Here is a 25,473-nt window from a genome sequence, read left to right as displayed (position 1 = left end):
TCGTAATGGGGATCAACATGTCGAGCGGTCGCCCTGCTGTTGGGCCGCGTGCGGATGCGGCAAGGCCGGAAGACATCGGCGTGCATCGCGTGGGGCCGCTCACGACGGCGGGGAAACACGGCGGCGCGCTACAACGGCGGCAACGTCCGGCGGTCCTGATGCTCGGCGGATTCGGCCGCAGCGGGTCCACCCTGCTGGAACGTTGCCTGGCAGAATGCCCTGATGCCGTCGGCGTGGGCGAAGTGCTTCATCTGTGGGAACGGGGGCTGCGCGACGACGAGCTCTGTGGCTGCGGCCTGCCGTTCAGCGAGTGCGGTTTCTGGCAGCAGGTTGGCGAGGCTGCATACGGCGGCTGGGCACGGGTGGATTCCGTACAGGCAATTCGGGACCGTTTCGCGGTCGTGCGGAACCGCTTCCTGCCGGAGCTGGCGTCCGGGTTGCCGTTGCCGGGACACAGGAAGCCCCGGGAACGCCTCCTGCATCGGCTCGACTCCCTGTACGGGGCGATTGCCCAGGTCAGTGGTGCCGGTCTCATCATCGACTCCAGCAAACATCCCGCTTACGCATACCTGCTTCGTGCCGCCAAGGTCCGGCTTCGATGCGTGCTCGTGGTCCGGGACCCGCGCGGGGTGGCGTACTCATGGGCCAAGGTCGTGAGGCGTCCCGAGAGCACGGGCGCCGATGCGCTCATGCCCCGGTACTCGACGGCGGCCGCGGTCACCCGCTGGACCGTCTACGGGGTCCTTTTCCACGCCCTGACGCTGCTGCGCGTGCCGGTCATGACCGTCCACTATGAGGATTTCATGGCCAGGCCACGCGAAACAGTTCATGATGTCCTCCGATTCGCCGGCGTGAACCCCGGTGCGGCGATGGAACACATTACGCCACAGGAGGTGCAACTCGCTGCCCATCACACCGTGGCCGGCAACCCGATGCGGTTCCGCACCGGCGCGCTGCCAATCCGTTTGGATGAGGCCTGGCGGCGGCAGATGCCGGCCCGGGACCGGCGGATCGCCGGCGTGCTCAGCGCCCCGCTGCGCGCCGCGTATGCCGTGGCGCGCAGCACGAATCTCAAATCCCGCGGCCGCGGGCGTTGAGTGCCCGGACCACCGCTGGCGCCTTCACCAGGTTCAGCACCAGTGCCAGCGCAAGGTAGGCCCGCGGTTCCAGCAGGCTGCCGGCCAACGACCCGGCCGCCGTGCGCAGGGCGTCCCTGCGGTTCCCCTGTGCAGCCAGCGCGAAGGCCCTCTGGCCCTGCATCCACGCTCGGCCCCGGCGGTCTGCCGTGATCGCATGATGTTTGGCCATCAGATACTCCAAGCCGTCTGCCATCGCGTCCCAGCGGCGGGAAAAATATGAACCGTCGGGGTGCCACAGCACGTCGGCTCCTACCTGCGCGAGTACTGCCACTTTGCCGTGCTGGGCTGCGCGCAGCAGCAGGTCATAGTCCTCGCCGTAGCCGTACGGCAGATCCTCGTCCACCAACCCCACTCTCTCGAGCAGGTGCTCACGCAGCAGGAGATAGGTCGACGGATGTGCCCCGGTCAGCCTGCTGGCGGTGAGTTGCCCGGCCGTGATCTCCCGGACGTTGGGGAGGCGGACCAACCGTTTTTCCCCGTAATGGACTTCGATGCCGGTAACACAGGCCGTGGCGGCCCGGTCGACCATGGCCTGCACCTGCTGCCTCAGTTTGTCGGGACGCCAGGCATCGTCGTCGTCGCAAAACGCCACCAGCGGTGCGTCGGCGGCGAGCAGGCCGGTGTTGCGCGAGCCGGCCAGTCCTGGAGTGCGCCGGTTCGACATGACCCGCACTTGGCGCCGGGGATCGGTTCTGGCCAGGGCCGGGTCCTCAGCGCAGCGGTCATGGACCACGGTCACACGGATGTCGCCGAGGTAATCCTGCGCCATGACGCTGCCGATCGCCTGGCGGAGCAGCTCCGGCCGGTTGTGCGTGGCTATGACGACATCGACGGCTGCATCGACCTCCAGCCCGGTAGGTGTGTTCATGACGTCCTTCCCTCGTTCGAAGACCTCTGTTCGCGCCGGCGTTGGCTGCGTGCGGCCATGGCCGCGGCCAAGGCCAGTCCGGCCGCCAGGCTGGACCCGATCGCAGTGGGGAGCCCTGTGCGCTTGCTGCGGTCGGGCAGCACTGCCGGCCGCGAGATATAGCCGGGTTCCGGATCATGGACGCTCAGGGCAGTCAGTTCTGCCTCGAGCTGTGCGTGTTGGCGGCTGAGCGTGTCGACTCGCAAAGCAGTGTTCGCGGCGGCCGGGATTGACCGGTCATGCATGCTGCGCTCGATGACCCGCTTCTGGGCGGCAATTGCTTCCGCCCGGTCCCGGGTGGCCGCCGCAAGCGATTCGCTGCGCACCTCAAGAAAGTTTTCCGACAGCGCGGCAACCGCGCGGTAAGCCGTCCGCGCCTCGGGCGCTGAGACGTAGAGTTGAAGGATCCGCGAGTTGACCACGGGCGAAACCGTGACGTCGTCCAATAGCGCGGCAGTACCTCCCGGGTAATCCAGGCTGCGGGCCGTCCGCCCCAAAACCCGATCAGAGAGCAGTAACTGCACGGCCGAGTCGATGGAAACATCCATCACGAGGGCATCGCTGAGGGCCAAGTCGGAGACGGCCACGACCACCACGTCGGTGCGGGCGGTGTATTCGGGTTCCTTGGCGACGTGTAGTCCCAACCCGGCGGCCAGCGTGGCGGCAAGCACGGCGCAGCCGGTCCGCCAGTTGGCGCGTATCATGCCGCGATACTTTGATCCATGTCGGCCGTTCGGTTGCCGGAGCGGTGCCGGCCGATGCAGGGGTCGGTCCTGAATCTTCATCTCGGCCACTGCTATCTGCGCCAGCTCGGAGTGACGCCCAGCAGCCGGGCGAGCCGTTCGTCGTCATCAACGAAATCGTCGCGGAGCTGGCGGCGCAAGCGCTCCGGCATCGGCTGGCTGGGACGGGAATTGGAATGCACAGTCGTGGGCGGGCGGCCATCCGGCAGCCCCAGGTGCTCCAGCAACTGGTCCCACTGCGGCAGCCCCGGCTGGAAAAAGTCGTCGGCGTCCAGCACCAATACGTGCTCCCGCCCTACGGCGTCGAACATGCGTTCCAGTTGTGCCGCATACCGGCCACGGGCACGGTAGGCGTGGTGCTGGTGCGCGAACGACTGATAGCCCGGGTCGGTGATGATCCGTTCTTCTTCACCGGCCAGGCGGCCCGGTTCGGCTCGCAGCGCTTCGGCGAAACCGAGTGTCTCGAATCCCCGGCCGTACTCCTGCTTGTAGGCGGAGAACGCCCGCTCGGCCGGGTCGCGCAGCAGCACGATAATTTTCACCGGTCCCAGCTCCTGTGCGATCCGCCAGGGTGCCAGGGGGTGGAAAAGGTAGTACGGGCTGGCTTCGCCGGTGATCTCTTCCCCACCCGCGCGGCGCAGGGGAAAATGCCCGGCATAGAACCGCGTCCCGCGCCGGAAACGGTCCGCGGTGTCGAAGAAGTGAATGCCCTTGTTCAACAGCGGCGGACGCACCCGAGGGTGCTGCGCCAACATGCGGAACAGGCTGGTGGTGGCGCAGCGTTGGGCGCCGGCGATCAAGAATGACGGACGCATCCGGAAATCGGCGCTGAGCTGGCCCACTGACGTGGCCGCGGTGCGGGCAGCAGCGCGGGCGGAACTGCTGAGCCGTTCGGTCATAGTCATCGATCTCTCATTTCTTGCCGAAGGTGGTGAGGGCGGGATGCTCCAGCCGGTCTGCCAGTACCCGCTGGTGCCAGCGTGCCAACGGGCGGACTGCGGTCCCGTCACGGGTCAGGCTGTCGAGAGTAAACCGGGTGGCGATCGTCAGCAGGTAGCCCAGTACCAGCGCGTCCAGTACCGCGGGGTCGCGGGCAGCATCCGGCCCCGCGCTGCGGCAGACTGCCTGTGCCAGCACGGGGCGGCAGCCGACGCCGAGAGAACGGCGGGCGGCGGCCAGATCGTCCACGGCCCGCAATGCCGGGTGGGCCAGGTAGTGGACAACGTCGCTGCCCAGCGGGACGTCCTCGGCGTACCGTTCCCAGTCCCAGACCAGGGGTGGTCCGGCGGTGGCAGCCAGGTTCCAGGCACCAAAGTCGCCGTGCCACGCGCCAAAAGGGACGTCCAAGCCGGCGAAGCGCTCGCCGTAGGCATCGGCCAGCTCCGGCAGCACGCTCTCGCTCGTGCCGTGCAGCGTCGTCAGCTGCCGCCGCAGCCGGGTGAACCAGGACCCCGACTCCACGGTGCAGGAGCCGATGGTGCCGGTTGCAGCGATCGCCGCGGCCGCCTCTACCGGGACCCCGTTCTGTACGCGGCGCCTGTCAGGGCGCAGCGCGGTCATCAGCAAGACCGCGTTGCCGCGCCAGTTGCCGTGGTGAATCACCTCCGGCACTGCAAAAGAAGCCGACCGTTGACGGGCCAGGGCCCGCAGCGCGCCGTGCTCATGGTCCACCAAGGCGTTCGTTAAGTCGTTGAGTCCCACCTTGGCGAATCCGATTTCCCGCCCCTCTGCCGTGTGGACGTTCAGGACCGGCTTCCGGTTCGCCCTCGCGGAGCCTACGGAGAGGGACAGCATCACCGGGGCGCCCACGATGTCGGTCAAGTAGTCGCTGATGGATCCGGACCCGGGAGTGACGTTCAGCCCGTAGGGCATCAGCGCCGCGCCCCCCGGCGACGCCAGCAGCTTGGCGAGCAGCCACCGCTGCGCCGAACGGCTGAACGAGTCGTTGGCGCTGGGGCGGTCTACCGCATCTGCTGCCGCCGCCCTGCAGTGGGCCGGGACCAGCAGGCGCGGCCGTCGCGGGCCGGGCACCAGGCGGAAGGCATGCCGTCCGGGCCCGACGGGGCCGGCGCTGACGATTGAATCCGGGAACAGCTGCTCCACGGTGGCCACCAGATCCTCCAGCGCCGGGCTGTTGCGGATTGTTTTCATGAAACCGGCTCCTTCGATCGCTGCTTCCGGTGGCTCGCCCAAAGGTGGGGCGGATGCCGCTGTTCCAGTTCCCGCCGCCACAGCAGGCCGACGCCTATCATCAGGGTCATCAGCGGGGCGGCGATGGTGTCGTAGAACGGCAGCACGCAGAGGAAAAAGAGGAAGACGTAGAGCATGGCTGCCGACTCCCGGTCGCGTGTCCGTAGCGCCGGCAGATACCTCCGGAAGATGAACCAGAGGAACAGGAGCGTACCGAGTATGCCGGTGCAAAAGATGAGGTACCAGAGTGCACCCTGGGTGCCCAGCTGCGGCGGCGAGCACTGGCTGCAATCCGCGGTAGCGCCGGCTGCGATGGAGTAAAAGTTGTTCTGTTGGGTCCGCGGGGCGCCGAAGCCGATGACGGGCGATTGGTCCAGCATCGTGGAGATGCTTCGCTTGGCCAGATTGAACCTGCCCTGGTTGCTGTGCGGATTTTCCAGCCGTGCCTGCACCAGATAGCCCAAAGGAGTCAGCAGTACCGCCATCAAACCGGCCACGAAAGCGGCGGCCATCGCAATGAGAACCAGTACTTTGCCGCGCAAGGCCATCCGAATGCCTGCTGCCAGGGCCAGGACGGCAAGACCGAGCCACAGCGCGCGGTTGAGCGAGAAAATAACCGGCGGCACCGAAGCCACCAATATTGCGGCCCAAAGCGCACGTTGCCACCAATTCCGCACATAGGCGTAGGAGAGCATAAAGAACGGCAGGAACATGCCGAAGTTTGCGCCCCAGGAATTCGCATACTCGAACGGCGCCTTTGGCCGTGGGTTGTCGAATCCGAGAATGCCCTGCACCTGGGCCAGGCCGGGGTGGATCAAGCCGTTCAGGAACGCGTTCGAGGCCAGCTGGGCCGGCAGTGCCGCCTCCAGCAGGGACGGGAAGTCCACCCGCGAGAGGAACTGTCCGGCATATCCGCCGACGACCGTGATGACAAACATCCACGCCATCAACAGCACGATGCGCCTGCGGGGGAGTTCCCGCTCGGAGGTGTTGCCGATATACAGCATGACGATGGTGACCGCGACGAACCACGCCATCCGGTAGGCCCACGGCAGAAGGCGCTCAGGTCCTTCTTCGGGCAGCAGCCCCGGGACCGGAATCCAGAGCACGACGACACCGATGGCAGCTACGGCGAGGAACAACCACCAGATCCCGAAACCGTGGGGGAGCAGCACCGCGCGCCGGCGCAGCAGATAGTAGCCCAGGGGCGCTGCCATGAGCAGGAAACCCAGCACCCCGAACCCCAACAGCCACCACACCGGAAAACCGGCAAAGAACACCACGAAGGGCCACGCGTGCAGCGCCCCCCGATTTTTTGCCCCCAACATCAAGATGCCCCCTGTGCCGTTATTTACCAGGACCATTCCCAGCCGTAAGCGCCCTCGAAGCCGCCCATCCGGAACGAAGCCGAACCGTTGCCCTCCGGGACATCCAGGATGATTAGCCCCTCGGCGTCGCCGCCGGGATTTACCGGATTGGGCAGCAGTTCGGCCTCGGGCACACAGCCCTCGCTGTTGCCGACTGGATCCACCACCTGTTCGCCGTCGCCGTCCCAGGCGCGGAAATCGTGCACCGACATGGCGAAATAGGGCCAGCCGGATTCCGGCAGCTCGGGGTGCGCCTTCACCGAGAAATGGATGGCGACAAATTGCCCGTTGATGCTCGGTAGGGCGGTGTCCGCCGTGCACGTGAAATCGGCTTGGATCTCACTGGCCTCCATCTCGGCGAACTTCTCCCCGGTCGGTTCGCCGAGCACTCCAGCCTCGCCGACTTCCGCCGGCAGGTTGCCGTGGTGGTTGAGGTCGAGCTTCGCCAGCGGATCCTCCTGGGCGGCAGCGCCAGGCGTGTCCTTCTTGGCGGCTGCGTCAGGCGATTTTTTCTTGGCCGCACCAGGCGTGGTCGCGGGGGACGGAGTAGCCGTGGCCCCCTTTTCATTGCCGATGCCGGACTTGGTTCCATTAGCCGGAGTCCCGGTTGCCCTCCCGTCCACTGTGGGCGAACCGTCCGCCGCAGGATCGGCACCATTGCTGCAGGCGGACAAGGCCAGGACCAGGCCGAGCGCGGCACAGCCATGGGCAATCGTTCGTTTCATTCTTCCCCCCAGATGAAGCTCAAGAACGAGGCTGCCGCACCCCGGATCCAATGCGCCGGGGAACGAAGCTGACCCGATCGTATGGCCATTGACGGTGCAGAAAAAGGTTTCAGATACCCGGTCTGCCCCAACACCGTTACCGGGGTCGGAAAGACCGGGTATATGACCCGTAGCGGTCCGGAGGAATTCGAGTAGAGCGAAAGAAGAACTGGTAGCCGCAAGCCATTGCCGAGTGTTTCCGTGCTCTTTGATCCCCGGCAGTATTGGTGCAGCCTAGGGTCTTTTCTTTGATCCCGAATTGCATATCCGGGATGCCGAATGAGGGGGCCGCAGCTATTCCGCCGCGAAAGCGGAACCGGGGGAGAACAGGAATAACAATGCGAAGACTCTTATCCATATTTACGGGGCTACTGCTGGTCGCCGGCATGGGATTGGCAACGCCCGGCGCGGCCGTGGCCGCCGACGTTAGCCACAACCAGGTGGTGCGGGCGAACCCAGTCAACTACACGCCGCACGTGCTCGACGGCATCGTGTTCTCCATCGCGGAAGCGGGGGACATGATCATCCTTGGCGGCTCGTTCACACGGGTGCAGGCGAGCACGGGAGGCCCCGAACTGGTCCGCAACCGCATCGTCGCGTTCAACAAGAACACCGGCGCGATCAGCAATTCGTTCGCACCGAACTTCAACAGCACGGTCCGCAGCGTGGTGGCATCCGCGGACGGGCAGTCCGTGTACGTCGGCGGGCAGTTCGGAACCTTGAACGGAGCCAGCGTGCAGAAGGTCACCAGGCTCTCGGTGAGCAACGGTGCCCGCATCAGCGGTTTCAATCCGGGGCAAATCAACTCGGTGGTGCATGACATGAAGTTGGTGGGCAACCGGCTGTTCATCGGGGGTGAATTCGACACCATTGGCGGGCAACCACGCAGCAAGCTCGCCGAGCTGGATGCATCGTCCGGTGCGCTGCGACCCACCGTGAACTTCGAGTTCGTCGGTGGCGCGACAGGCACCGGCGACGCCGGGATCAACGTCTTCGTCCACAAGTTCGACACCACCCCGGACGGCAACACCATGTTCATCACCGGGCACTTCGCCACGGTCAACGGTGCGGATCGAAACCAGATCGCCAAAATCAACCTCGCCGGTGCGACAGCTTCCGTGGACCAAAACTGGCACACCGACCGCTACGATGCCCGCTGCAACTTCCAGCGGGCCTACTACGTGAACGATTTGGACTTTGCCCCGGACGGGTCGAACCTGGCTGTCTCGACGTTTGGCGGCTATGGCTCCGGTCCGCCCAGCCTCTGCGACAGCATTGCGCGCTGGGAAACCGCCGCTTCCGGCCAGCAGCTTGACCCGACCTGGATCAACTGGGTCGGCGGCGACAGCATCTATGCCCTGGAGCACGTCGGCGCGCACATCTACTTCGGCGGACACAACCGCTGGACGAACAACCCGTTCGTCGGTGACGCGGCGGGACCCGGTGCGGAAGTCCGCGAAGGCATTGGCGTGCTCAGTTCTGCCAACGGCATGGCCTTGGCGTGGAACCCCGGACGGGACCGCGGTCGTGGAGTCTTCGACCTGCTGGCCACCGCCACCGGCCTGTGGGTCGGGTCCGACACCGATCGGATCGCGAACTCCCAGTACCGGGCAAGGATCGCGCATTTCCCGCTGGCAGGCGGCTACGCGGCGGCTACGGCTAGCGCACCGAGGCTTCCCGTCGATGTCCTGAAGTCGGGATCCGGCACGGTCCAGCAGGTCTACTTCGACGGCCGCAGGGCCACTCCCGTCACCGGGGCGCCCTCCGGCAACGTGGACTGGGCCAATGTCCGGGGCGGCTTCGTGGCCGGCGGTTCCCTCTACCTGGCCATGGCCAACGGGACCATGGAAAAGCGTTCCTTCAACGGAACGCAGATCGGCGCGGCCGAGCAGGTCAACCTGCGGAACTTGAACAGAACGGACCTGGCTTCATTCGGCCGGCAGACCTCCAGCTACAAACTGGCCAACCTGGGCCAGGAGCTTCAGGACATGACCGGCCTGTTCTACTCCAACGGACGGATGTACTACACGGTCCAGGGCCAGCCCAACCTGTACATGCGCTATTTCGAGCTGGACGCCGGCACCATCGGCGCCCAGCAGCACGTCATCACCGGTGCGGCCGCAGGCATGGACTGGCGCAACGTGAGCGGCATGTTCCTGGCCGGAAACACCCTGTACTGGGCCTCCGCCAACGGCAACCTCAATGCGGTGAACTGGACCGAACCCGCCGGCCGTGATGGCCGGGTGTCCGGAACCACCGCGGCGGTCAGCGGCCCGGGCCTGGACGGCGCCAACTGGGCCGGCCGGTCACTCATCGCACGAGCCAGCACGTCCGCTCCGCCGCAGAACCAGGCTCCGGTGGCATCGTTCACGCAGGAATGCGACGGGCTGACCTGCGTGTTCGATGGTTCGGGTTCATCCGATCCTGATGGTGCGATCGCTTCTCACGCCTGGCGGGTCGCGGGTGGACCTACGGCTACGGGCGAGGTGTTCTCGCACACCTTCACCGCGGCGGGCAGTTACGGCGTGACGCTGACGGTGACGGATGCCGCCGGTGCAACCGCGTCGGTGACCCGGACGGTGACGGTTTCGGGTTCGTCGGAGCCGGAACCGTCCGCCAGGGTGGCGTTCGTGGGTTCGGTGGCCAGCTCCAACACCGGGTCGGTCATGAACCACAGCGTCCAATTGCCGGCGCAGGTCGAGGCCGGCGACGTGCTGGTCGCGGCGTTCACGGCGAACTCGGGAACCGTCGAACTGACGCCGCCGGCGGGATGGACCTTGGCGGCTGAGGCCGGGACGACGTCCATGCGCTCGGTGCTGTACTCGAAGGTTGCCACGGCGCAGGATGCCGGGGCGACGGCGACGGTGCGCACGGCCGAATGGACGCGTGGTTCCCTGGCAGTCACGGCCTACCGCGGGGCGCAGGTCAGTGCCGCGTCCTTCGGCTTTGAGCGGGAAACCGTGAGCCGGGCAACTCACACCACGCCGGTGATGGCTGCGGCGGCCGGTGACTGGGTGCTCTCGTACTGGGCGGATAAGACCGCGTCGACGACGTCCTGGACGGCACCTGCCGGCGTGACAGTTCGCCAGACCGGCGCCGGTACGGGCGCCGGGCACCTGAGCTGGCTGGTAGCCGACAGCAACGGCCCGGTCTCCGGTACCAGGGCGGGTGGCCTGACCGCTACCGCTGACAGCGCCACCGCCAACGCCGTGATGGGCACCATCGTCATACGTCCCGCGGCGCCGTAAAGGCAACAACTGGCAGCAAGCAGACCCCGCCGGCTCAGTGAGCCGGCGGGGTCTGCCTACTTTAACAGGCCTTCGTCCGACTCGATGGCCGAAAGGGCGATGTCCTTGTAGCCGACCGATTCGAACAGGATCGTGATGCGGTCGGGCTGGGTCCCCATGACGATGCCTGGCCCCCACTCGCGGTGCTTCACCGGACGCTGGATCTCATATCCCGCCGGCATTGCCGCCTCCCGGGCTTCGGCCGCAGCCTGGGACCCGGCCTCGCAGTTGTCGCAATTGCCGCAGTAACCGTCCGTCTCTTCGCCGAAGTAGTTCAGCAACCAGTCGCGCCGGCAATGATCCGTCTCGGCGTAACCGCGGGCCATTTCGATCCGGGACTCGTCGATCCGGTGCCGCGCATCGGCTTCCGCCAGTGCACTTTCCGCAGCCGACGCCGGGTCCGCGCCGCCGACCGCCCGGTAGCCCTTGCGGTTCACGGTGATGCTGCCGCTGTGCTCCAGGAAGTTGAGCAGGCGGGACTGTTTCCGCTGCGACAGGCCGGTGTGTTCGCGCAGTGCGGCGGGCCGGAGCGGACCGTGGTCCCGGACGGCGCTGAAAACGCCTGCGAGCTCGTCCGGGTCGGGGGCGCCGCCGGCGAAGAAACGCTGCAGGCCCAGGTCCTCGGACCGGTAATGCAAAATGGCCCGCGCCGGTTCACCGTCCCGTCCTGCGCGGCCGATCTCCTGGTAGTAACTGTCCAGCGAATCCGGGATGTCCGCGTGAACCACAAACCGCACATCCGGCTTGTCGATCCCCATGCCAAAGGCCGAGGTGGCCACCACCACGTCCACCCCGTTCTCTTGGAAACGCTCGTGGATCGCCTCACGGTCCGCCGCCTTCCGGCCTGCGTGGTAGGCGTCCGTCCGCAGGCCGCGCTCGGCCAGCTCGGCGGCGTATCTCTCGGTGTCCCTGCGGGTGGCCGTGTATAACAGGCCTGGCCCGCCAAGTTCGGCCACCTGGTCCACCACGGCCCGCCGCTTGCCGCCGTCCTCGTGATGCCGCAGGACCTGGAGGTTCAGGTTCGGCCGGTCGAAACCCTGCACGTTGATGAACGGGTCGCGCATGCCCAGCCGGTCGATGATCTCCGTCCTGGTGTGCGGTGATGCGGTGGCCGTCAGCGCGATGACCGGCGGGTGCCCCAACCGCTTCACCACCGAGGTCAGCATCAGGTAGTCGGGCCGGAAATCGTGTCCCCACGACGAGATGCAGTGCGCCTCGTCGACCACGAGCAGCGAGATGTCCTGTTCCGCCAACCGCAGCAGGGTCTCTTCACGGGCCAATTGTTCCGGCGCCAGGAAAAGGAACTTCGCCTCGCCGCTGGCCATCGCGTCCCACGCCGCCCGTTCCGAGGACGCCCTCAGCTGCGAATTCACCGCGAAGGCCAGCTGTGCGCCCAGACCGCCGTTGATGGCATCCACCTGGTCGTACTGCAGCGCAATCAGCGGGGAAATAACGACGGCGGTGCCCGGCAACGCGACCGCAGGAACCTGATAGATGGCGGACTTTCCGTGACCCGAAGGCATCACGGCCAGGACGTCCTCACCGCGGGCGGCCGCAGCCATGGCGTCCAACTGCCCTTCGCGGAGGACGTCCCAGCCGAAGGATTCTTTGGCCACCCTGCTCAAGTCGTCGTGGTCGGGCGTCCGGGAATGTTCGGGCATCAGGCTCCTGCAGGTCGGGTCAATGAAGGGGTTCCAGTTCGTTTCTAACGAATCCGCAGGGGTTTGTATATAGCCGTCAAGGGCGGCGCGACGACAGTCCAGCCGTCGCTCGCGGTGACCGGGGCCTGCGGGTAAGGCATGGCTCAGGTGACCCCGCACCCGCTGAAGTGGGATGATTAGCGCAGACTTGTCTTGCGTATTGTCGGCCAATAGCGGGACAAACTGGTTCCAGCCATCGATCCAAGGAGCACCCCAGGTGTCTGTGGTATCCACCCCCGCAACCCTCAAGCATGCCGCCGGCATGATCGACAACGCCGAGGCGCGGCGCATCCGCAACGACTTCCCGATCCTCGACCAGCAGGTGAACGGCTCGCCGCTGGTCTACCTGGATTCGGGCGCCACGTCGCAGAATCCGCTCTCCGTGCTGGAGGCGGAGCAGGAGTACTACGAACAGCGCAACGCCGCCGTCCACCGCGGCGCGCACATGTTGGCGGTCTCCGCCACCGATGCCTTCGAGAACGCGCGGGAAACGGTCGCAGGCTTCATTAATGCCGGCATCGACGAAGTGGTCTGGACCTCCAACGCCACCGAAGCCATCAACCTGGTCGCCTATGCCTTTTCCAACGCCAGTGCCGGCCGCGGCGGGGAGGCCGCGTCGCGTTTTGCGCTGGGGCCCGGCGACGAGCTGGTGGTTACCGAGATGGAGCACCACGCCAACCTGATCCCCTGGCAGGAGCTCGCCTTCCGCACCGGCGCCACGTTGCGCTTCATCCCGGTAGACGACGCCGGTGCGCTGCGCCTCGACGAGGCAGCGCAGGTCATCGGTCCGCGCACCAAGGTGGTGGCGTTCACCCACGCCTCCAATGTGCTGGGGACCATCAACCCGGTGGCGGACCTGGTGGCGCTCGCCCGGGAGGCGGGCGCCGTCGTCGTGCTCGATGCCTGCCAGTCGGTGCCGCACATGGCCGTGGACGTGAAGGCGCTGGACGTGGACTTCGCCGCCTTCTCCGGACACAAGATGCTGGGCCCCACCGGCATCGGCGTGCTGTACGGGAAGGCGGAGCTGCTCAACGCCATGCCGCCGTTCCTGACCGGCGGTTCCATGATCACGACCGTGACCATGGAGCAGGCCGAGTACCTGCCGTCCCCGCAACGCTTCGAAGCCGGGACCCAGCGCATCTCGCAGGCGGTGGCCTTGGCCGCGGCGGTCGACTACCTCCGGGAGACCGGGATGGACCGGATCCATGCCTGGGAGGCGGAACTGGGGCAGCGGCTGGTGGCCGGGCTTGTGGCCATCGACGGTGTCCGGGTGCTCGGCCCGGCCGCCGGCACCGAGCGGATCGGGCTGGCCGCCTTCGATGTCGAAGGCGTCCATGCCCACGACGTCGGGCAGTTCCTGGACGACAAGGGCATCGCCGTGCGCGTCGGCCACCACTGCGCGCAGCCGCTGCACCGGCGGCTCGGCCTGGTGGCCACCACCCGCGTCAGCACCTATCTGTACAACACCACGGACGACGTCGACGCCTTCCTGGAGGCCGTCGCCGGGGTCCGCCCGTTCTTTGGAGTTAACTGACGTGAGTGCTGAACTGCAGCAGCTGTACCAGCAGATCATCCTGGAGCACGCCAAGAAACGGCACGGGGCGCCCCTGGCGGATCCGCCGCCCGGTGACAAGTCGGGCGAGTCGCACATGCTCAATCCCACCTGCGGCGACGAAATCACGCTCCGCGCCGCCGTGCACGAGGACGGCGCTGCAACCATGCTCTCCGGCGTCAGCTGGGACGGCCAAGGCTGCTCCATCTCGATGGCCTCCGCATCGGTGCTGAGCGATTTGGCGCAGGGCATGGAGCGGGAGGAGCTGCTGAAGGTGGTGGACAACTTCCGCGAGTTGATGCGCTCGCGGGGGAGCATCGAGGCCGACGAAGAAATCCTCGGAGATGCGGCCGCGTTCTCCGGCGTCTCCCGGTACCCGGCGCGGGTTAAGTGCGCCATGCTCGCGTGGGTGGCGCTGGAGGAAGCCTTACTGGCAGCGAACTAGAGGACGTCGGTGTCTCCGCTGGCCCTGAGCTGTTCCACCGTGGACTTCACCTTCTGGGCGTGTTCCTTGGTGGTCACCAGCAGCGCGTCCGGGGTGTCGACCACGACGACGTCGTCGATGCCGATCAGCGCGATCACGCGTTTGGTGTCGGAGACCACGACGCCCGTGGCCGACTCCGCGAAGACCCTCGCCCCTTCGCCGAGCACCGTGAGCCCGGAGGTTTCGCTGGCGGTGTTCAGCCGTCCGATGGCGGCGAAGTCGCCCACGTCGTCCCAAGAGAAGGAACCGGGGATCATCGCCACGTCCCCGGCGGCCGCCGCGGGTTCGGCGACCGCGTAGTCGATCGCCGTCTTGGGCAGGTCTGGCCAGATCCTGCGCATCACCGCGCCGCGGGCCGGGGTGTCCCAGGCCTCGGCGATCTCGGTCAGCCCGGCAAAGAGCTCGGGTTCGCTGGTCTCCAGGTGCTTCAGCAGCAGGTCCACCGGCGCCACGAACATGCCGGCGTTCCAGGAATACTCCCCCGTCTCCAGGTAGCCGCGGGCCACCTGCTCGTCGGGCTTCTCCACGAACTCCGCCACCGCCTGCGCGGAAGGCGCCCCGGGGACCTGCAGCGCCCCGGCAGAGCGGATGTACCCGAAGCCGGTGGCCGGATGCGTCGGCGTGATCCCGATCGTGACGATGTAGCCCTCGGCCGCGGTGTGCACCGCCTCGCGAACCACCTGCTGGAAGTCCTCCACCGGGGTGATCACCTGGTCCGCGGCGAAGGAACCCATGATGATCCGCGGATCCCGCCGGTACAGGATCGCCGCGGCCAGCCCGATCGCCGCCGCCGAGTCCTTCGGCTCCGGTTCCAGCACCAGGTTCGCATCCTGCAGCTCGGGCAACTGTGCGCACACCGCATGCCGGTGCAACTTGCCGGTCACTACCAGGGTCCGCCCCTGGCACAACGGCTCCAGGCGGGCGTAGGTGGCGCGAATCAGTGTGGACCCGGAACCGGTCAGGTCGTGCAAAAACTTCGGCGCCGCCGCCCGGGACAACGGCCACAACCGCGTCCCGGTCCCGCCCGCCGGAATCACCGCATAAAAACGATCCATGGCATTTAAATGATCGAAGCCTATGGCCGTCACGCTTCGCTCCTGACCGAGCCCAGCACGTGTTCGCGGAGGGTGTTGAGCAGCGCCGGGTTGGTGGCTTCGGCGTTCAGCCGCAGGAAGGGTTCGGTGTTGGAGGGGCGCAGGTTGAACCACCAGGAGCCGTCGTCGGCGATCACGGTGGTGCCGTCGAGCCGGTCCACGCCTACCCCGGTGCCCGCGTAGGCGGCCGGGCAGCTGCCGGCGGTGGTGTCGGTTCCGGCCGCGGTGGGGTCGGACGCGAGGGCGGGGGCGAAGTCGGCCAGCACGCGGGCGATGGCGGCGTCCTTGTCTTCGACCTGGGAGTTCAGTTCGCCGGTTGCATGGTACGGGTCGTATTCGGCGGCCAGAGCGGACAGCGGCGACTCCTGCTCGCCGAGGGCGGCGAGCACGTGCATGGCGGCGAGCATGCCGGTGTCGGCGTTGTAGAAGTCGCGGAAGTAGTAGTGGGCGGAGTGTTCGCCGCCGAACACGGCCTTCTCCTCGGCCATGTGCGCCTTGATGAATGAGTGCCCCACCCTGGTGCGCACCGGGCGTCCGCCGGCGGCGGTGATGGTTTCGGGCACCGCGCGGGAGGTGATCAGGTTGTGGATCACCGCCGGGATTTCTTCGCCGGCGGCGCGGGCGCGGGCGATTTCCCGCCGGGCGACCAGGGCAGTGATCGCCGATGGGGAGACCACCGCCCCGGTGTCATCGATCACGAAGCACCGGTCGGCGTCGCCGTCGAAGGCCAGGCCGATGTCCGCCCCGTGCTCGAGGACCGCGGCCTGCAGGTCCACCAGGTTTTCCGGTTCCAAGGGGTTGGCCGGATGGTTGGGGAAGGTTCCGTCCAGCTCAAAATACAGCGGCACGATCTTCAGCGGCAGCGCCGGCAGCAGGGTGTCGCCCAGCACGGCGGGGGTGGTCATGCCGGCCATGCCGTTCCCGGCGTCCACCACTACCTTCAGCGGACGGATGCCGGCCAGGTTTACCAGGGAGCGCAGGTAGGAGGCGTAACCGGCCAGCACGTTGGTTTCGCTGATGGTCCCGGGTTCGGTGCCGTCGGGGATGCCGGTCTCGAGGTACTTCTGCGCCAGGTCGCGGATGTCGAACATGCCGGTATCCGAGGAGACCGGAACCGCCCCGGGCTTGGCCATCTTCAGGCCGTTGTACTGCGCGGGATTGTGGCTGGCGGTGAACACCACCCCTGCGGCGTCCAGGGATCCGCAGGCGTAGTAGAGCTCGTCGGTGGAGATCAGCCCCAGCATGCGGATATTGGCCCCGCGGCCGGCCGCACCGTGGGCGAACGCGGCGGCGAACTCCGGCGAGGACGGACGCATGTCGCCACCCACCAGCACGGTCTGCCCGGCCAGGGACAACACGTCCACGAACGCGGCACCGGTTGCCTCGACGGTCACCGCCGTAATGGTTTCGCCCACGATCCCGCGGACGTCGTAGGCCTTGAAGGACAGGCCGAGATCTACTCCGGCAGTATCAGGTGCAGTGACCACTTTGTTCTCCAAGGATCGGGGCTCGTGCGTGAACGCGTCGGAAAACGGCCCTAGCCGGGTCAGCTGCCCTGCCCTGGCACTTTTTTGTGGCAATTTCCAGCGGGCTTTTTACCCGCGGATAGTGCCGAGGTTGTCTCGGTACCAGGCGACGGTGTTATTGATACCGTCTTCCAAACCGATCTGAGCGGTCCAGCCGGCTTCGGCGAGTTTTGACACATCGAGCAGTTTTTGCGGTGTACCGTCCGGTTTCGAAGTGTCCCATTCCATAGCGCCTGTGAACCCGACAGCATCGGCCACCAATTGAGCGAGTTCCTTGATGGTGACATCAGTGCCGGTCCCGACGTTGACCTGATCGGGGCCGTCGTAGTGCTCGAGCAGGTGGAGGCAGGCTGCGGCCATGTCATCCACGTGCAGGAACTCCCGCCGTGGCGATCCTGTACCCCAGTTCGTTACCGTGTCTGCGCCCGTCTTGACGGCGTGGTCGTAGCGGCGGACCAGTGCTGGTAGCACGTGCGAACCGGTCGGGGAGAAATTGTCCCCGGGTCCGTACAGGTTCGTCGGCATCGCCGAAATCCACGGCAACCCATACTGCCGGCGAACCGCCTGAATCTGCATGATCCCCGCGATTTTCGCGATGGCGTAGGCGTCGTTGGTCGGTTCCAGATGCCCGGTCAGCAGCGAGTCCTCACGGATCGGCTGTTCAGCAAACTTCGGGTAGATGCATGATGACCCCAGGAACAGAACACGTTCCGCCCCGTGTTCCCGGGCAGCGTCTAGGACGTTCACCTGAATGCGCAGATTGTCGCTGATGAAGTCGACCGGATAGGTGTTGTTCGCCATGATGCCGCCGACCTTCGCCGCGGCAAGCACCACGTACCGGGGTCGGTTGTCGGCGAAGAACGCGAACACCCGTTCCCGGTCCTTTAAATCGAGTTCTGTAGAAGTGCTGCCGATCAGGTTCGTGAAGCCGTTTGCTTCCAGGTTTCTCCAGATCGCTGAGCCGACTAGCCCGCGGTGTCCTGCTACGTAGAACCCAGCTTCCCGGTCCAGCGGACCCGGCGTGAAAGCAACATTGTCGCCGGCACTGACCGCACTGGGATTGCTCACGGCCACGCTTACTGCCCCCAACTCTCAAGCGCAATCTTGTCGATCCAGTGGCTGCCAGCGCACTTGAGAGCTTCAATGTCGGCGTCGACCATGATTCGGGCGAGCTCCGGTGTCTCAACCGTAGCTTTCCAACCCAGCTTCGCGTGTGCCTTGGAGGCGTCGCCGATCAGCGCGTCGACCTCGGTAGGACGCAAGTACCGCTCGTCAAACTTCACATGGTCTTCCCAATGCAAGCCCGCATGTTCGAAGGACACCTGCAAGAAGTCGCGGACGGTGTAACCGACACCGGTGGCCAGCACGAAGTCTTCGGGCTCGTCAGCTTGCAACATCCGCCACATGCCCTCCACATACTCGGCCGCGTAGCCCCAGTCACGCACTGCATCAAGATTGCCCATGTATAGATGTTCCTGCTGTCCGGCCTTAATGGCGGCAACGGCGCGGGTGATCTTGCGCGTCACGAAAGTCTCACCACGCCGAGGGGACTCATGGTTGAACAGGATCCCGTTGACCGCGTACATCCCATACGCCTCACGGTAATTTTTCGTCACCCAATAGCTGTAGACCTTCGCCGCACCATATGGGGACCGCGGATAAAACGGCGTCTCCTCATCCTGCGGAGGCGGCGTCGCCCCAAACATTTCGGAAGACGAAGCCTGGTAGAACCGTGTGTCGATTCCCGCCATTCGAACAGCTTCCAGCAGGCGGATCGACCCCATACCCGTGGTATTTCCGGTGTTCTCGGGCTCCTCAAAGGAAACACGCACATGCGATTGTGCCGCTAGGTTGTATACCTCATCGGGCCTGATTTCAGCAAGCAACGTCACGAGACGGGCACCATCGGAAAGGTCACCGTAATGGAGAAACAGTTTGGCTGTTGGATCATGAGGATCTGTGTAGAGGTGATTAATGCGGGCGGTATTGAACGTCGAAGCACGACGCATCAGTCCATGCACTTCATAACCCTTAGCTAAGAGTAGCTCAGCGAGATAGGACCCGTCCTGCCCCGTTATCCCAGTGATGAAAGCACGCTTTGTCATTTTTCCCCGATGTTATTGAGGTTGCTAATATTTGCCCTGAAACAGAGGCCAGTGCCCACCATACTATCGTCATTGAGCCTCGTCATGGTGTCGAACCTCTAGAGTCCTCCGAGCGACGCGTTCGAGAAGACGTAGAGTATGAGATAAAATAAGGCCAGTCGTACGCCATGTGTGTAAGAAAAGGCCTTCGAAGTTGGACCAGCTCGTCGCACGCTCAGCAGTCCACCCGGCCAAGTAACGTGAGCCAGTCCCGTAGGAGATACCAGACAAATGACACCTACCAGTGTAATCGGGCCACTCAAGCATACGCACACCGTAGGCGGCCTGTCCTTTATCGCCGCAGATGCGGAGAATGCTGCGAAGGCCATCGTTGGGAGAGCGTTACAGCCCCAGGGCCGTGGAATTCATATCCATCTAGCAAACGCCTACACGATTGCCCTCGGTGAAAAGTCTCCTGAATATCACTCTTTGGTCGAGAGCGGCGTCGTGCTGCCTGATGGTAGACCAATAAGCTGGGCTTCGAAATTGCGGGGTCACATCCCGCGCCTTCGGCAAGTCGCCGGGCCTCAATTATTCGAAGATGTAATGGAATTAGGAAAAGATCTCGGCCTTCGACACTTTCTCTTAGGAGCAACCCCATCAGTTCTCGAAAGATTGGAAAGGGAACTTCTGAGGAAGTTTCCAGGAGTCCACATTGTCGGAACGATCAGTCCGCCGTTTCGCACACTTTCTGAGGAAGAACTTTGTGATCAAGACGACATCATACGCGCGGCGCGTCCCGATATCGTATGGGTCGGATTGGGGACCCCTAAGCAGGACATTGAGGTGAGAAGACTCGCCATGACCATGCCAGTGACGGCTATAGCAGTTGGCGCCGCCTTCGACTTCTCCGCCGGAACTATCCGACGCGCGCCGGAATGGATGTCGACTCTCGGCCTGGAATGGTTGTATCGGCTGATGACCGAACCCAGACGACTTTGGAAGCGCTATTTGCTTGGTAACGCTCGGTTCATATGGTCCGTCTTTATCAAGGGGCGCTAACGGTACGCAGCCTGACTTCCGCGTTCCTGCAGAAAACGCGGTTTAGCCAAAGACTTGACCAAGCTTGATCGAGGATTGAAGGCAAATGGTAATTCAAACGCAAGCTATTCTACGGGCTGATGCCCTCCGCCTCGGAGTAAGGCTTCAAGGAATAGCGCATACTTTGAGACTGGCCGTTACATCGCCATCATTTTGCGCGGTCTTCCTCCATCGCGTAGCTGCGAGTATCCATTGTAGAAATGAGAGGTTGGCGAGGACAGTTGCGGCAGTGAACCTTCGCCTTCACGGGGCAGATATAGATCCGAGAGCGAAAGTGGGTAGTGGCTTCCTGTTGCAGCACCCTGTTGGCGTCGTTATCGGAGGTGGTGTACGGCTTGGCCGTGAATGTACTCTCATGAGTGGCGTTGTACTGGGGAGGCGGGACATCACTAATGGTTCTGATGAGCAACAGTATCCACAAGTAGGTCATCGAGTCCTGATCGGAACATCGGCAACGCTACTAGGTCGCATATCTATTGGTGATGATGCAGTAATAGGTGCTCGCAGTCTTGTGCTGTCAGACGTGGAACAATACTCCGTCGCACTAGGCGCCCCGGCCATGACGCGGTCGCGCAATGTCGATCGCTAGCAGGAGGTACGACGTCAGCACAGTTGACAGGCTTCCAAAAGCCATTGCCCACACAAAGGCATTCAGAGACATTTGCATGGCGACCGCGCAAAGAGCCAAAGTAATGAGGGTACCAGTTACCTGCCCAAGTAAACTTATTCGCCCAAGCCGCAGAACTCGTATTATTGCTCCCCCCGGTTGGCCGAGGACAGCCGCTCCCAGCATTATGCTGATAGGAAGACGTATCTCGTCGATGGTCTCCCTATAACCCTGCGGAACGAGTGTGACTGCGAATAGCTCAATTGCTAAATGCATGACGCTCACCATCAATAAGGCAAGAACAGTAGCGGCGATTATCGACCATATGAAAACGCGCCCTAAACCTCGTTCCTGATTCATTCTCGCCATACGCATAATCAGCGACGGCTGAAAAGCAGTGGAGACAAGGGTTATAGGTGAGAATAGGCTCTGCGTCAGCCGAATTGCCCCTAAAGCTATCGTTCCAAAGGCGCCCATAGCCAAAAACGGTGCAGCCTGACTAAGTCCTGAACCAACGGCGAATTGTACAGAAAGGAGTTTTTCAAAGCTTCCTTTGGTTCGCAGAAAGAGCGCGATTCTGCGGAATCTGGGAAGTCGAGGTTTTAACAATCTAAGAAAAACCCAAATCCCTCCAGAGACACAAATGAGTGTAGCATTCACAAGCGGTGGCCAGCCGAGTGCGACCCCGGCCAATGCAGTTAAGGCGAGAGTTAACCGGATTACGTCGACGGGGAACAACCCACTGCCACGTTTTCCAGGAAGAAACGGTGCCCCCGCTATTACGTAGTACCTGAGCGCATCTGAGCCGACGAAGAGGCAAATGTAAATAACTCCTGGGACAATTTCGTGTTGCCCTAGGCCCAAAGCCGCTAGCACCGACACGAGTAGGCCCAGACCGATCCAAGCGCCAACAAAGTCAATGTAGCCGCGGGAAGTAGCGTGTTCTATCCCTTGAGCAATCAATTGTTCCCCAAAAACTGATCTGTGCCACGACATGAAAAGCATCCATATGAGCCAAAAGCCTGTGAGAACCCCAAAACTGTCTGGTGCTAATAGGTGCGCAAAGACTAAAGTGGCGAGCAGGCTTATTGCGGACTGGGATAGTTGTGAAAAAGGGGCAGCAACTGCTCTTATGAGACTACACAGGCGGCACAAGTGCGATCTATCCTAAAACTATTTCTCTGAACTTTTTAGCAGTCGCGATGGACGTAGAATTCAACGCGTAATCTAGCCCTGGTTTGTGGTCATGATCGCATGATGCTGCCTCTCGAATTTTTTGGGCAAGCTCTTCTTCGTTTGGATACGAAAAAGTCTTTCCCAACGAGTGTTGACGAGTGCGCCAGCCTATTAGACCATGGTCGCTGGCCACTACCGGAGTAGCTGAGGCGGCAGCCCTGACCAGGACCCCTGACGACGATGTGAATGGGGTGTGGTAGGGGAGCAGAACTACATCCAACGCTGAGAAAACCGAAGCCAACATGTCGTCTGATAGATATTCAGAGAAATGAATGAGGCGGTTTGAATACTGCTCGGCTAGCTGTTTAAAGCTGTCTTCCATGTTTTCGTCAACTTTACCAACAATAACCACATGATAGCTGTTTTGCGTGTCAACCTTGACCAATGAGGTAAGCGCTGCGGCCGCGACATCAAAGCCCTTGCGTTCATCTTGTCGCCCGATCATTCCTATGTAGATCGCCGCATCCTCCCAACCGAGGCGCATTCTATTCCTCCTCCTATTTCCGCTCGCGAACGGACCTTGCCAAGGGTCTGGGATCACTGCTATAGACTCGGTCGGTGTGATTCTTTCGTCCAGGACGATGGTCTTAGGTCGCAGAATGAAGGAGATAGCGCGGAAGTACACCCCCTTAACCTTGTCCTTGAATGACACATCCGATTCAGATTGTAAATCTCCTACGCGGTAACGGACTAGCATAAAGCGTGACGAATTGAAGAGCATCCGAACAACCGGAACGAACCACCACAGCTTAGAGATGTAATCGTCAGGTGATGTCAGAACGATCGTAGATTCGGAAAACCTGCTTGACGTTCGCTTCATTTGGAAGAGAAGTCGCAGCAGACTTTCGCTGCCGATTTTGCCATGCAGCACGTGCTCTTGCCGGGTTGGGACTGCTGCGATACGAGTTCTGGTGGATAACTGGCTGAGCAACTTATCAAGATCGGACGCTTTATCGCGCATGGGCATGATAATATGCGCTTCGAGCCCGGCCATCTCAGCCCCGTCCACCAATGGACTCAAGACATCTAGTCGTGAGGCAAACGGGTTCGCTTCTAAAAAAAGGATCCCAGGACGTGGATTCTCTGACGACATCATTTGACTACTTTGCTGACGAAACTCATTCGATATTATCGACAGTACTGATCAACGACTGTTTCCAATGTGCAATATTGTCACTTGGAATCTTAAGGGACAGGGCGCTGCGGTCGTCGACAATTGACCAGTCCTTTTCATCTAGTTGATCGGATATTACAGCCAGCCCTGTCGTCGAGGACAGCTCTTTAGCGCGGTTATCGATCGTCAAGATTGTCGCCTTCACACCCATCTGCAAGGCCCGCACTCCGGCGTGTAGGCGTGTGCCCACATAGTCAAACTCCATGGACTCTAGCGCTTCTGTGAAATCCTGCAAATTGGATCCCAGCAGCTGGACGTCACGGTCCAGCGAAGAAATATATGCGCCATCTTTCATACCTTGAGGCCATGCGATCACATCGTCATATCGATCTTTTAGTCCTCGAATCATCCTCGAGTCGCGGATTGGGTCTCTATTATAGTCGGTAACAGTCATCAACACTCGCGCTGGTCGGTCGGGCCGGTAGGCAATTTCGGCAGGCAGGTCCCACATTGTTGGACAAGCCGTGTCAATCGACGCAATGCCCAGCGATGAAAGTTTTCCTGCAGTGTACTCGTCTCTCACGCTGTGAAGGTTATTTCTGAGCAAATTCTGCCAAACCAACCGACTGATATAGTTCGGCTTGCCCTGATACTGCCACCAACCAACACCCATCAAAGCGATTGAACCAGAATATTTTGCATATGAATGTGGGTCGAGCTTCCATTGTAGATATTGTGGAATGTTGCCATTAAGGAGGTTTGTTCCTCCCACAATAAAGAATTTACACGCGTCCGCTAGGGCACGCTCTTTTTTCGTCAAGAACGTCTGGGTTGGCAGGCGTAGAATCACGTCGTTCGGGAACATATCTTTGAGTGCTTTACTGACAGCATCGGCTATTATTTGATCCCCGGTATTTTTGCTATTTAGGCTTGGATCGAGCCATCCTATGGCCTTTTCGGAACTCACGTTATCCTTTCGTTGCGAGCACAGGCTAGTGCTGGATCCCATGATGTGGCTAAACGGGTTCATGGAGCGTATGCTCAGGTTCATGCTATAGGAAGTGCCCTTGAGGTGCTGAATTGGAGTGAAAGCTCTGGCGCAGAGTTGGCGCAACATTCGGCGTCAAGGGTGCGACAAGCACAGAGTTTTCCAACGCGACCGGAGGGCAAGCTGTGCGTTCGACGACTGCTACTGAGGTAGACTTAGAAGGTCGTCGGATACATGATAAACGGAGCGTATTGCATGAACGGGCGTCTGCTAAGCAACAAGGATTTCCGTGTGGCTCTGGTTCATAGCTTCTATTCTTCAAGGAATCCCAGCGGTGAGAATGGAGTCGTTCAGCAGCAGCTGGAGGCGCTGCGAAGAGCAGGTTGTACAGTTGAACTTTTCGCTCAACATACAGATGAGAGGGAAGCATCCAGGCTGTACAAGCTTGAGGCGGCTTTGGGGGTAGCGACGGGGATCGGACGTGCGCCCAACCTGCGTGATTTCAGACCCGATGTTGTCCACGTACACAACCTCTTTCCGAACTATGGAAAGCAATGGCTAAAAAATGTGTCGGCGCCTGTTGTCGCAACTTTGCACAACTATCGACCACTATGCAGCGCTGGTATATTCTTCCGCAATGGGTCCGTATGTACGGATTGTCTGGACCAACACTCCAGTGTTCCGGCCATTCAACACGGCTGCTATAGGGGGCGAATACAGTCGGTTCCAGTTGCGATCGGCCAGCGGTTTGAGAAAGATGCTGTTCTGAGCGAAGCTTCAATGATCATCTCCCTGACTGACCAAATGCGAGAAATGTATGTGAGAGCTGGTTTGCCACAGGAAAAGCTGGCCGTCCTTCCTAATTTTCTTCCGTCGAGTCTTGATGCGGGTATGGGGAAGGGAGGGGAGTACTGGTTATATGTGGGGAGACTTTCAGCAGAAAAAGGAATCCTCAGTCTCGTTTCTGACTGGCCCCAAGATCAAAGATTGTTGGTGGTCGGTTCGGGCGACGATGAGGAGGAGATACGTCGCATCGCACCTAGGAGCGTAGAGCTCTTGGGGCAGACGAGCCGCGAGGTGCTGATGAAGTTAATGCGGGGGGCATTGGGGCTGGTTTTTCCGTCTAAGTGGTTCGAAGGTCTTCCGATGGTGTATGTAGAAGCGCTCGCCTCCGGCACTCCAATTCTGGCCTGGGAACCATCTGTAGTGTCCTCGTTGGTTAGGTCAGAAGGAACAGGGATGGTGTGCGGAACGGGTAAGTTATCGCATAGCTTGGCAGCAGCACAGCAAATCTTTCCGTCGATGCGGCAACAATGCCGCGAAGTCTACGAATCTATGTATGCAGAGAAGGGCTGGATTCGGCAACTAGAGGATTTGTATTCTTCGGTAATCGATTAAGTGCGCTTCGTGTCGTTTTTGAATCGCCATGTAACGTGTTCGGTCAGCGGTGCACGAAGGTTCTTTTTCGTGTTGCCACGCTGTCCGACTATTTTTAATAGTAGGTGACGAATCGACGTCCTGCCCGTCGAGCCAGATTGCGTTTTACGCGTTTCGAATGGTTCTTGGACGCCGACAGGTAGCACTGCCAGC

19 protein-coding genes are annotated in these 25,473 nt (G+C 62.3%); 6 read left to right on the top strand and 13 right to left on the bottom strand.

The window, feature by feature from the left end; translation table 11 throughout:
• Positions 1-5: 5 nt before the first annotated feature.
• On the top strand, positions 6-1,097 hold the full coding sequence (locus AC5RV3_RS13740) for a sulfotransferase domain-containing protein (RefSeq protein ID WP_494122623.1): 1,092 nt from the start codon (positions 6-8) through the stop codon (positions 1,095-1,097).
• Here the strand turns inward: AC5RV3_RS13740 and AC5RV3_RS13735 are convergent.
• The 6 genes from AC5RV3_RS13735 to AC5RV3_RS13710 all read right to left on the bottom strand — a co-directional run bounded on the left by AC5RV3_RS13735 (position 1,072) and on the right by AC5RV3_RS13710 (position 7,071).
• Positions 1,072-2,007, bottom strand: a complete 936-nt coding sequence (locus AC5RV3_RS13735; protein ID WP_494122622.1) for a glycosyltransferase family 2 protein — start codon at positions 2,005-2,007, stop codon at positions 1,072-1,074. The two genes, AC5RV3_RS13740 and AC5RV3_RS13735, sit on opposite strands and share 26 nt — an antisense overlap.
• Positions 2,004-2,750, bottom strand: a complete 747-nt coding sequence (locus AC5RV3_RS13730; RefSeq protein WP_494122621.1) for a hypothetical protein — start codon at positions 2,748-2,750, stop codon at positions 2,004-2,006. The genes AC5RV3_RS13735 and AC5RV3_RS13730 overlap by 4 nt, the downstream gene beginning before the upstream one ends.
• Before the next feature lie 92 nt (positions 2,751-2,842).
• Positions 2,843-3,694, bottom strand: coding sequence for a sulfotransferase (locus AC5RV3_RS13725; RefSeq protein WP_494122620.1), 852 nt, complete (start codon positions 3,692-3,694; stop codon positions 2,843-2,845).
• 7 nt (positions 3,695-3,701) lie between these two features.
• On the bottom strand, positions 3,702-4,940 hold the full coding sequence (locus AC5RV3_RS13720) for a hypothetical protein (RefSeq protein WP_494122619.1): 1,239 nt from the start codon (positions 4,938-4,940) through the stop codon (positions 3,702-3,704).
• A complete protein-coding gene (locus AC5RV3_RS13715; protein WP_494122618.1) occupies positions 4,937-6,307 on the bottom strand; it encodes an O-antigen ligase family protein in 1,371 nt (456 codons plus the stop codon). The genes AC5RV3_RS13720 and AC5RV3_RS13715 overlap by 4 nt, the downstream gene beginning before the upstream one ends.
• Before the next feature lie 23 nt (positions 6,308-6,330).
• On the bottom strand, positions 6,331-7,071 hold the full coding sequence (locus AC5RV3_RS13710) for a hypothetical protein (RefSeq protein ID WP_494122617.1): 741 nt from the start codon (positions 7,069-7,071) through the stop codon (positions 6,331-6,333).
• Between the two features lie 377 nt (positions 7,072-7,448).
• Here AC5RV3_RS13710 and AC5RV3_RS13705 point away from each other — a divergent pair, with 377 nt between their 5' ends.
• Positions 7,449-10,358: a PKD domain-containing protein gene (locus AC5RV3_RS13705; RefSeq protein ID WP_494122616.1), complete on the top strand. Its 2,910-nt coding sequence runs from the start codon at positions 7,449-7,451 to the stop codon at positions 10,356-10,358.
• Positions 10,359-10,414: 56 nt separating this feature from the next.
• Here AC5RV3_RS13705 and AC5RV3_RS13700 read toward each other — a convergent pair whose 3' ends face one another.
• Positions 10,415-12,058 (bottom strand): RecQ family ATP-dependent DNA helicase, encoded by a 1,644-nt coding sequence (locus tag AC5RV3_RS13700; protein WP_494122615.1) that lies wholly within the window; start codon positions 12,056-12,058, stop codon positions 10,415-10,417.
• Between the two features lie 256 nt (positions 12,059-12,314).
• Between AC5RV3_RS13700 and AC5RV3_RS13695 the strand changes: the two genes are divergently transcribed.
• Entirely contained in the window at positions 12,315-13,631 is a 1,317-nt protein-coding gene (locus AC5RV3_RS13695) for a cysteine desulfurase (RefSeq protein WP_494122614.1), read from the top strand.
• Between the two features lies 1 nt (position 13,632).
• Positions 13,633-14,094, top strand: a complete 462-nt coding sequence (gene sufU, locus AC5RV3_RS13690) for a Fe-S cluster assembly sulfur transfer protein SufU (RefSeq protein WP_494122613.1) — start codon at positions 13,633-13,635, stop codon at positions 14,092-14,094.
• Here the strand turns inward: sufU and AC5RV3_RS13685 are convergent.
• The 4 genes from AC5RV3_RS13685 to gmd form a co-directional block, all read right to left on the bottom strand.
• Positions 14,091-15,188, bottom strand: a complete 1,098-nt coding sequence (locus AC5RV3_RS13685; protein WP_494122744.1) for a mannose-1-phosphate guanylyltransferase — start codon at positions 15,186-15,188, stop codon at positions 14,091-14,093. The two genes, sufU and AC5RV3_RS13685, sit on opposite strands and share 4 nt — an antisense overlap.
• Before the next feature lie 29 nt (positions 15,189-15,217).
• Entirely contained in the window at positions 15,218-16,714 is a 1,497-nt protein-coding gene (locus AC5RV3_RS13680) for a phosphohexomutase domain-containing protein (RefSeq protein ID WP_494122612.1), read from the bottom strand.
• A gap of 108 nt (positions 16,715-16,822) precedes the next feature.
• On the bottom strand, positions 16,823-17,821 hold the full coding sequence (locus AC5RV3_RS13675) for a GDP-L-fucose synthase family protein (protein ID WP_494122611.1): 999 nt from the start codon (positions 17,819-17,821) through the stop codon (positions 16,823-16,825).
• An 8-nt stretch (positions 17,822-17,829) separates the two neighbouring features.
• On the bottom strand, positions 17,830-18,858 hold the full coding sequence (gmd, locus tag AC5RV3_RS13670) for a GDP-mannose 4,6-dehydratase (RefSeq protein ID WP_494122610.1): 1,029 nt from the start codon (positions 18,856-18,858) through the stop codon (positions 17,830-17,832).
• Between the two features lie 270 nt (positions 18,859-19,128).
• On the opposite strand from gmd, the gene AC5RV3_RS13665 reads away from it, so the two are divergent.
• A complete protein-coding gene (locus AC5RV3_RS13665) occupies positions 19,129-19,899 on the top strand; it encodes a WecB/TagA/CpsF family glycosyltransferase (protein ID WP_494122609.1) in 771 nt (256 codons plus the stop codon).
• A 1,808-nt stretch (positions 19,900-21,707) separates the two neighbouring features.
• On the opposite strand, the gene AC5RV3_RS13660 is transcribed toward AC5RV3_RS13665, so the two are convergent.
• Positions 21,708-22,877, bottom strand: a complete 1,170-nt coding sequence (locus AC5RV3_RS13660; RefSeq protein ID WP_494122608.1) for a glycosyltransferase family 4 protein — start codon at positions 22,875-22,877, stop codon at positions 21,708-21,710.
• A 22-nt stretch (positions 22,878-22,899) separates the two neighbouring features.
• Positions 22,900-23,862: a polysaccharide pyruvyl transferase family protein gene (locus AC5RV3_RS13655; protein WP_494122607.1), complete on the bottom strand. Its 963-nt coding sequence runs from the start codon at positions 23,860-23,862 to the stop codon at positions 22,900-22,902.
• Positions 23,863-24,174: 312 nt separating this feature from the next.
• On the opposite strand from AC5RV3_RS13655, the gene AC5RV3_RS13650 reads away from it, so the two are divergent.
• Positions 24,175-25,281 (top strand): glycosyltransferase family 4 protein, encoded by a 1,107-nt coding sequence (locus tag AC5RV3_RS13650; protein ID WP_494122606.1) that lies wholly within the window; start codon positions 24,175-24,177, stop codon positions 25,279-25,281.
• Positions 25,282-25,473: the final 192 nt, after the last annotated feature.

The organism is Arthrobacter sp. Y3221114 (genome assembly GCF_059092625.1).
Note: the sequence above shows the minus strand (reverse complement) of the source record. Positions and strands in the feature narration are given on the sequence as shown.